Source organism: Chthoniobacter sp. (assembly GCF_040003245.1).
Taxonomy (GTDB): domain Bacteria; phylum Verrucomicrobiota; class Verrucomicrobiia; order Chthoniobacterales; family Chthoniobacteraceae; genus Chthoniobacter.
On the sequence record NZ_JBDUCX010000259.1, the window covers coordinates 1 to 9,218 of the forward strand.

Genomic DNA, 9,218 nt, shown 5'->3' on the forward strand with positions numbered 1-9,218 from the left:
GCTGATCGACCATCGTGTTGATGGTGTTTTTCAACTCCAGGATCTCGCCCTTCACGTCCACCGTGATCTTGCGCGACAAGTCGCCACGGGCGATGGCGGTCGCCACGTCGGCGATGTTGCGCACCTGGCCGGTGAGGTTCGAGGCCATCGAATTCACGTTGTCCGTCAGATCTTTCCAGGTGCCCGCGACGCCCGACACCTGCGCCTGCCCGCCAAGCTTGCCTTCCGTGCCCACTTCGCGAGCGACGCGCGTCACCTCGGCCGCAAAGCCGTTGAGCTGATCGACCATCGTATTGATCGTCTCTTTCAGCTCCAGAATTTCACCTTTCACCTCGACGGTGATTTTACGCGAAAGGTCGCCGCGCGCCACGGCTGTGGTCACCGCCGCAATGTTACGCACCTGCGCCGTGAGGTTGGAGGCCATCGCATTCACCGAGTCGGTCAGATCCTTCCATGTGCCCGCGACACCCGGCACCACCGCCTGTCCGCCCAGCCGCCCTTCGGTGCCGACTTCGCGCGCCACGCGCGTCACTTCCGAGGCGAAGGAGCGCAATTGGTCGACCATGGTGTTGATCGCCTCCTTGAGCTGCAAAATTTCGCCGCGCACGTCCACGGTGATCTTCTTGGAAAGGTCACCGTTGGCCACCGCGATGGTCACGTCCACGATGTTGCGCACCTGCGCCGTGAGGTTGACCGCCATCAAGTTCACGCTTTCCGTCAGTTCCTTCCATGCACCGGACACATTCTTGACCTGCGCCTGGCCGCCGAGTTTGCCTTCCGTGCCCACTTCGCGGGCCACGCGCGTCACTTCTGAAGTGAAAACGGAGAGCTGATCGATCATTCGGTTCACGAGCTTCGCAGAGTGCAGGAACTCGCCCTCGAGTCGTCGTCCGTCTACATCCAGGGCCATCGCTTGGGTCAAATCCCCCTTGGCGACCGCGCCGATGGTGCGGGTGACCTCTGTGACCGGCCACACCAGGTCGTCGACGAGGCCATTCAGCATTTCAACTTCCTCGCCCCATTCGCCGACCAGGCCCGGCACGCGGATCCGCTGCTTGAGTTTACCCTCCTTGCCCACCACGCGGCACACCCTTGTCGTTTCCTCTGAGCGCCGCTTGTTCATCGTGGCCACATCGTTGAAGGCGTCAGCGATTTTGCCGTGGACGCCCGTCCACCCGGCCGGCAGTCGCGCCGAGAAATTGCCGCTGCGCAGCGCCAGCATGGCTTCGAGAATGTCCAGGGATCGATCCCGTTCCTCCTGGGAGTGGTTCGTTCCGTTGGTTGCCGTTTTTGGCGGATCCTCGGGACCTTCGAGCGGGGTGGCGAGAACGGCGGTGGAGGGTTCAGGCTTATCCATAAGGTGCTAGCAGGGCTTAGGCTGGGCGAAATGCACTGGGGGGAAACGATGCAGGGTGACGACCGTTCCTGCCAGTGGAACACAGGGCGCGGTTATCAAGCATGACCATTATTGTCTTATCGGCCCGCCAAACTCCAGCGGATGCCTGTCGACAGTGAAAATTCTCCACCTGCTAAAATGGCGTTATCGGAGTGTTGGGGCTCGGTCATTGGCGATCGAGATACAGTGAAAGGAGGAAGTATTCGCCCTTCGCATCGCGTTTTTTGCCACACAATCTGACAGACATCCGTCGGGGTCGTGAGCCCCGAAACGGGCTCGCGCATGGCAGATCAAAAGAATCCAATTTATGACGCCGCAACCACCAAACCTGAGCCTTACAAGGCGGTCCGGCTCTATTTCTCCGACGGCAGCCGAAAGGGGGGCATCTGGACCGGAACGGTCTGGTGGTCGGAAGGTTGTGCCGTTTATCCGGAGCACTGGCAGAGATTGCTGACCTCGGAATCGCAGCGCCCGGAACATTGAGCAGGACAGCCGCTCCCTATGGGGTGGCGAGTAACGCTGCTACCGGGAATTCCTTGAGGACATCCGCCATTCGCAAGGGGTTGCCGTTGTGGAATTTGTTTCCGGTCAGCAGATCGACCCAATCCCGTGACACTCGTGGTTCGAGCCCCGTGTCGCCCCATTGCTCGCCGCAGGGCGGAAAGCCGATCCGCGAGGTCAGTCGTGGTGCCACGACCAGCAGTGTCATTCCCGAAATCTCGCGCTCAAACGCGACGACGCAGTCCGCCCATTCCCCCTTCAGGGTCACGGGCGTATAACTTCCCTCCACAAAGAGCGTGGAGTTCTGTCGTCGGAAATGGAGCAGGGTCCGAATGAGATGCATTTTTATCTGCCCGTCGCGCCAATTTTCCAGAAGCCAGGAGGGCGATACCTCCCTGGATACTGCGGCCAATTGTTCCCGGCAACGCCCGTAATCCACCGGCCGGCGATTGTCCGGATCCACCAGGCTGAGATCCCACAACTCGGATCCTTGATAGAAATCCGGCATGCCGGGCACCGTGAGCTTGAGCATCGTTTGCGCGAGCGAATTCATCGCTCCCGCTGTGGCCAGCCGCTCGGCGAAAGGCGCGAAAGTCACGAGGAATCGATTGCTTGGACTGGGCTCAAGGATCTTCGCGACGAACTCGCACACCGCCTTGTCCCACGCTTCGTTCGGTTCGATCCAACTGCTGTTCACCTTGGCTTCATGCAGGGCTTTCACCATGTAATCCTGGATGCGCTGCACGTAGGTGGGCCGCGTCTGGTCGTCGAGCGGCTCCAGGGGCCATGAGCCGAGGAGGGTCTGGTAGAGCAGCGCTTCCTCGTTGTGATCGGGCGCCCATTCGCCGTCGATCTTGCTGCGGTGCTTTTGGTTGGCGGTGTGCCAGCGGCGCAGCGCCTGTCCCCATTCCTTCGGCATCTCGGAGAGCACGGCCAGTCGCGCACGCACGTCTTCGCTGCGCTTGGTATCGTGGGTGGAAGTGGCCAGCATGGAATGCGGAAACTCCGCCAGGCGGGCGGCGTTCTGGCGGTGAAAGGTGTCCACCGTCGCTCCGAAATCACTGGGTTCGCCGCCCACCTCGTTCAGGGCGATGAGCCGGTGATATTGGTAGAAAGCGGTGTCCTCCACGCCCTTGGCGGCAATAGGGCTGGTGCACTGCTGGAACTTCAGGACGAACTCCTGCCGCAATGTTTCATCGACGGGGTGCGGATTCGGCTCCGGTGGCAGGAGCACGTCGCGCAGAAACTCGAAGACAGTGCGCTCGAACGCGGGATTGCGACGTCGCGCCTCCGCGAGGGCCCGGTAGATGACTCGCACGCAGGCCTCTGCCGGCGGTTCACCCGGCACCAGGTAGGTCCGGTATACGCGGAAGCACGCGATCATTTCCCGGACCGCAGCGGTGAGCGCGTTCACGGTGAAATCGCGATACCAGCGGTGGCTCTCTGAAAGGCGGTTGAGCAGGTGTCCCAGCACATTGACTTCGCTGGCCATGGACACCTGCATCACGAGCTTCTTGCAGCGATACACGAGTTCATGGAAATCGAGCTGGCGACCCACAAAGCGATTGTAAGTCTCGGTCAAGGTGCGTTCCGCCGCCCGGTCCACTTGCGTCTCGATCACCTGGTTGGCAAACTCGTATCCCGTGGTGCCGTGCACCGGCCAGTCGGCGCGGAGCTTTTCACTGGGACCGAGGATTTTCTCCACCAACAGATAAATCGCGTGCTTTTCCGTGGGGGAGCCGAGCGCACCGCTGGCGCCCGTCTGGAGATTGCGCAGATACTCGCGCGGATTGGCCAGCCCATCGATGTGATCGATACGCACCCCGTTCACGGAGCCGTTGCCGATCAGTTCGAAGAGGAGCCGGTGCGTCGCATCGAAAACCTCGGGCAACTCCATGCGGATGGCCGCGAGGGTGTTGACGTCGAAGAATCGGCGATAATTGATTTCCTCCGCGGCCACTTTCCAGGAGCTGAGCCGGTACGGCTGGCTGCTGATCAACGCATCGAGCCGATCGAAGCTCGCGGGGTCGCCGGTGTCGTGCAGTTCGGTCAACGCCCGCGCGATGGCTTCCTGCACCGCCGGCGAGTTCTCGCAAAGCTGGCCGAGTCGCGCGCGAATCACGTCCTTTTCCCGCCGTCGCTCGGCGATTTTCTCGGGATCGGTTTCCGTGGTCGGCGGCAGATGCTCGATGGCCGTGAGAATGCTTTTGAGCTCGACGGGAGCATCCGCCAGCAAGTCGTCCGCGCGCTTCAACAACGGGCGGGTCGAGCGCGGCCCCAGCGGCAAACGCAAAGCATAGTAGTCCAGCCAGAAACTTCCCGCTTCGAAGTGCACTTTGAGTTCACCCCGCTCCAGCACACGCCCGTATTGATCGCCCAGGACGGGCAGCAGCACCTTGTTCTCGAGTTCGCGCTTGAGCGGCATCCAGTCGATGTCGAAAAAACGCGCGTAGGGCGAGGCTGGACCGTTTTCGAGGACGTCCATCCACCAGTGGTTCTGCGTCTCGGCGATGCCCATGTGGTTGGGCACGAAATCCACGATGAAGCCGATCTTTCGGCGGTGCAGCTCGGCGATCAGTGCATCGAATTCCTCCCGCGTCCCGATTTCCGGGTTCAGCGCATTGTGATCGCAAATGTCGTAACCATGCGTGCTGCCGGGCATCGCGCGGAAAATGGGCGACGCGTAGACGTGGCTGATTCCCAGGTCGTCCAGATAGGGCGCCAGCGCGAGGGCATCGCGAAAGGTGAAGCCCAGGTGAAACTGGAAGCGGTAGGTGGCGGTGGGGATGGATGCGGGCATGTCATTCGGCTCGCAGAACGAGCACCTCCGGATGTTGGAAAACGATGTGTCCGCTCACCGGGTCGTAGCCGCCCGGCTCGGGTCCGCCGAACTCAGGAGCATTACTGGAAAAGACAGGATGCCATTGGCGACCCGCTGGGAGCGCGCAGAAAGACTCGGCGCGCAAATCACCGCGATGGCCGCCGCGCAGGTCGCAGAGGAGCAGCCATTCCTCGGTCTCGCTCCGCGCGCGAATCGCCAGCACCTCGCAGGAGAGTTCCGCGACTTTCGTGCGCGCTCGATCGTGCGGACGAAAAACTCCATGCTCCCGGCGCAAACGAAGCGCCGCGCGATACAGCCGCAGGCAGGCGCCATGGCCAGCCTGTCCCGCTTCCTCCCACTGGAGTTTCGATTGCTCAAACGTCTCGCGGGCTTGCGGCGAGGGAAAATCCCGCTCGGCCAGTTCTCTTTCGAAAATGGGAAATTTCCGGAGATCGCGCCGCCGCCCTTCCGCGACGAGGTGGCCGAGTTCGTCATGGTGATCGGTGAAATAGAGAAAGGGCGTGGAGGCGCCCCATTCCTGGCCCATGAAAATCAACGGTGTGTAGGGCACGAGGCAAAGCAGTGCGCTTGCGGCCCGGTAGGTTTCCGCGGAGATGAAGTGGTTGATCCGTTCCCCGAAGGCGCGATTGCCGCTCTGGTCGTGATTCGAGATGCAGAAGACAAATTTTTCCGGCGGCAGATGGGCGCACGCAGTATTCATTCTGGGCCCTCCGGCCGGCCACGGCGGTGGGTGGACCCAGCCGTTTTTCAAGGTATTGACGAGCTCGTGCAGCTTGCCTTCAAAGGTGCCGGTATACATGGAGCCCTCGATCAGCGCGACATCCACGGTGTGATGAAAGTCGTCCGCCCACACGGCGTTCATCCCGATCCCGCCCTCTGCCGGCGACTCGATCACTTTGGCCAGGTTCTGCTCGTCCTCGGCGATGATATAGCCGCCGCGGGCGTGGGCGATCTCCGCCAGCTCCGCGAGGATATGCCGCGGTGAGTCATCGAAAATCGTGTGGGTGGCGTCGAGGCGAAAGCCGTCGATGTGGAACTCGTCCATCCAGTAGAGGATATTGTCCTCGTAGTAGGCGCGAACCTGCGGGCTGCGACTGAAGTTGATCGCTTCGCCCCACGGCGTGTGATGGCGGCCTTCGAAATAGTCCGGGGAAAATTGCTTCAGGAAGTTTCCATCCGGCCCAAAGTGATTGTAGACCACGTCGAGGATCACGGCGAGACCGTGCCCGTGCGCGGCATCCACCAGCGCGCGCAAATCATCCGGCTGCCCATACACTCGTGCCGGTGCATAAAGGCGCACTCCGTCGTAGCCCCAGTTGTATTCTCCGGGAAAATCCGCGAGGGGCATCACTTCGAGCGCGTTGACGCCAAGTTCCCGCAGGTAGGGCAGCCGCTCCATCGCCGCGCGATAGGTGCCGTCCGGCGTAAAGGTCCCCACATGCAGCTCGTAAATGACCAGTTCGCGAAACGCCGGCCGCAACCACTCCTGGTCCGTCCAAGAGAACGTCTGTGGATCGATGACCATGGAAGGCCCCGAAACGTCCTCTGGCTGAAACCGCGAAGCGGGGCAGGGGAATGCCCCGCCTCCGTTCAATTCATACGCAAATCGGTCCCCGGCCACCCCATCGGAGTCGAGGACGCTATGATAGCCGTCGGTTTCTCCGGCCAGCGGCAGCGTCCGGGTAGCGCCAGCCGCAGCGGTGATCCGCACGGCCACGCGTTCCGACTTTGGTGCCCAGACTCGATAGTGCACACCGCTGCTGCCGAACTCTGCTCCCTGTGAAAATTTTCTCCCTGTCATCGCTACAGCATACGCACGAACAACCGCTTTGGGTTGTGTTTATGCGCGCAAAGTGGGGCTTTGTCACGTAACTAACGGAGATGTCAGATCCCCTTTGGTTCAAGAGCGCCGTCATTTACGAACTCCACGTCAAGACCTTCATGGATAGCGACGGTGATGGCTTGGGCGACTTTCGCGGGTTGATCGACCGGCTCGATTATTTCACCGACCTCGGTGTCACCGCGCTGTGGTTGCTGCCGTTCTATCCATCGCCGCTCAAGGATGATGGCTACGACATCGCGGACTACTTCGCCGTCAATCCCAGCTACGGCACGATGGATGACTTCCGCGCCTTCCTTGATCTCGCCCACGAGCGCGGTCTCCGCGTCATCACCGAACTGGTGCTCAATCACACCTCCGACCAGCACGCCTGGTTCCAGCGCGCCCGCCGCGCGCCGAAAGGCTCGCCCGAGCGCGACTTCTACGTCTGGAGCGACGACCCGCGCAAATACCGCGACGCGCGCATCATCTTCAAGGACTTTGAGCCCTCGAACTGGACGTGGGACCCGGTCGCGAAAGCCTATTTCTGGCACCGCTTCTACGCCCACCAGCCCGACCTGAATTTCGACAACCCGCTCGTGCACGCGGAACTCTTCCGGGCCTTCGATTTCTGGCTGGCCATGGGCGTGGACGGCCTGCGCCTCGACGCCATTCCCTATCTCTACGAGCGCGAGGGCACGAATTGCGAAAACCTCCCGGAAACGCACGGCTTCATCCGCAAGCTGCGCGCCCATATCGATGAAAAGTTCCCGGGTGTCATGCTCCTCGCCGAGGCCAATCAATGGCCGGAAGACGCCGTCGAATATTTCGGCAAGGGCGACGAGTGCCACATGGAGTTCCACTTCCCGCTCATGCCCCGGATGTTCATGGCGCTGCAAATGGAGGACCGTTTCCCGATCATCGACATTCTCGACCAGACCCCGGCGATCCCGGAGAACTGCCAGTGGGCCATCTTTCTGCGCAATCACGATGAGTTGACCCTGGAGATGGTCACCGACGAGGAGCGCGATTACATGTATCGCGTCTACGCCGAGGACACCCGCGCGCGCATCAATCTCGGCATCCGCCGCCGCCTTGCGCCGCTGCTCGGCAACAACCGCCGCAAGATCGAGCTCATTAATTCGCTCCTCTTCTCCCTGCCCGGCACGCCCATCATCTACTACGGCGACGAGATCGGCATGGGCGACAACTTCTACCTCGGCGATCGCAATGGCGTGCGCACCCCCATGCAGTGGTCGCCGGACCGCAACGCGGGCTTTTCCAAGGCCAATCCGCAGCAGCTCTATCTGCCCACGGTCATCGACCCGGAATACCATTACGAGTCGGTCAATGTGGAAAACCAGCAGCGCAATGCTTCCTCCCTTTTCTGGTGGATGCGCCGGCTCCTGCGCGTGCGGGAAAAGGTGGCCGCCTTTGCCAGCGGGACGATCGAGTTTCTGCATCCCGACAATGCCAAGGTCCTGGCCTACGTGCGCAAGCTCGGCGACGAGGTCGTGCTCGTCGTCGCCAATCTCGCGCGCTTTTCCCAAGTCGTGGAACTCGATCTCGCCGCCTTCGCCGGCCTCGTGCCGGAGGAACTTTTCGGGCACGCCAGCTTCCCGGAAATCAAGCAAACGCCTGCGGTCTTCACCCTCGGGCCCCATGGATTCTATTGGTTCGCCTTGCGTCCCGCTCCCGCCACCGCCGCGGTGGAAGCCGTCTGGACTCCGCCCGAACTCAAGGTGGCTCCCGCCTGGAGCAGTGGCTTGCTGAAGCGCCTCGAGCGCGATGTGTTGCCCGCCTATGTTCCGACACGGCGCTGGTTCGGCGGAAAAGAACGCGTCCTGCGGGAACTCAAGATCGTGCAGAATGTCGCCATCGGCGGCGACGCCTCCGCGGCCCGGCTCCTGGTGATCGACGTCGCCTTTACCGATGGGCTCCCGGAGAGCTATCTGCTCCCGGTCGCGATTGCCGACGAGACCACCACCACGCGCCTCACTGCCGAGACGCCGCAGGCGATCATCGCGCGTCTCGACGGCGAGCAGTCGCTCTGCGACGCGCTGCATCTGCCCGAGACTCGCGCCGCGTTGCTCCGCCTCATCGCCGGTGAAGCCGGAGCTTCCGGCCGCACGCGCCTGGTCGGTACGAAGGAAGCGGCCTTCGATCCCGCCGCCCTCGACCGGGCTCTCCTCAATACGCGTCTGGTCAGCGTCGATCAATCGAACACCTCGATCGCCTGCGGCGATACCTGGCACTTGAAGATCCTGCGCAAGTTCGAGCGCGGGCCGCATCCCGATGTGGAAGTGACTCGCCTGCTCGGCGAAGAAGCGCGCCTCTCCTGCGTGCCGCCGTACGCCGGCGGCCTCACGCTCGTGGACAAGGCCGGTGATGCCGCCATCGGCATGCTCTTCGGTTTCGTCGTCAATCAAGGCGATGGCTGGACCTACACGCTCGACGCGCTCGCTCGCTACTTCGATCGCGTCCTGGAAGCGCGCCGCGATTTCGACGCGACCGCCGCGGTCGAGCTCATTGGCGGAGTCTATCGTGGACGCGCCCGCCAGCTCGGCGAGCGCACCGCCGAGATGCACCGCGCCCTCGCCTCGGTGGAAGACCGCCCGGAATTCGCGCCCGAGCCCTTCAGCACACTCTACCAGCGAGGC

At 62.2% G+C, this 9,218-nt stretch carries 5 protein-coding genes; 2 read left to right on the forward strand and 3 right to left on the reverse strand.

Annotated features, from left to right (window positions below):
- The coding region (locus tag ABJF10_RS25865; protein ID WP_348547514.1) for a HAMP domain-containing protein at nt 1-1,357 on the reverse strand (1,357 nt) is incomplete at its 3' end.
- 297 nt (nt 1,358-1,654) lie between these two features.
- On the opposite strand from ABJF10_RS25865, the gene ABJF10_RS25870 reads away from it, so the two are divergent.
- Nucleotides 1,655-1,879 carry a hypothetical protein gene (locus tag ABJF10_RS25870; RefSeq protein ID WP_348547515.1) on the forward strand — a complete coding sequence of 75 codons (225 nt, stop codon included), beginning with the start codon at nt 1,655-1,657 and terminating at the stop codon, nt 1,877-1,879.
- Between the two features lie 16 nt (nt 1,880-1,895).
- On the opposite strand, the gene treY is transcribed toward ABJF10_RS25870, so the two are convergent.
- Both treY and treZ read right to left on the reverse strand, forming a co-directional pair.
- Nucleotides 1,896-4,697 (reverse strand): malto-oligosyltrehalose synthase, encoded by a 2,802-nt coding sequence (gene treY, locus ABJF10_RS25875; RefSeq protein ID WP_348547516.1) that lies wholly within the window; start codon nt 4,695-4,697, stop codon nt 1,896-1,898.
- 1 nt (nt 4,698) lies between these two features.
- Nucleotides 4,699-6,540 (reverse strand): malto-oligosyltrehalose trehalohydrolase, encoded by a 1,842-nt coding sequence (treZ, locus tag ABJF10_RS25880; RefSeq protein ID WP_348547517.1) that lies wholly within the window; start codon nt 6,538-6,540, stop codon nt 4,699-4,701.
- An 80-nt stretch (nt 6,541-6,620) separates the two neighbouring features.
- Between treZ and treS the strand changes: the two genes are divergently transcribed.
- A partial coding sequence (gene treS / locus ABJF10_RS25885; RefSeq protein WP_348547518.1) for a maltose alpha-D-glucosyltransferase occupies nt 6,621-9,218 on the forward strand: 2,598 nt, incomplete at its 3' end.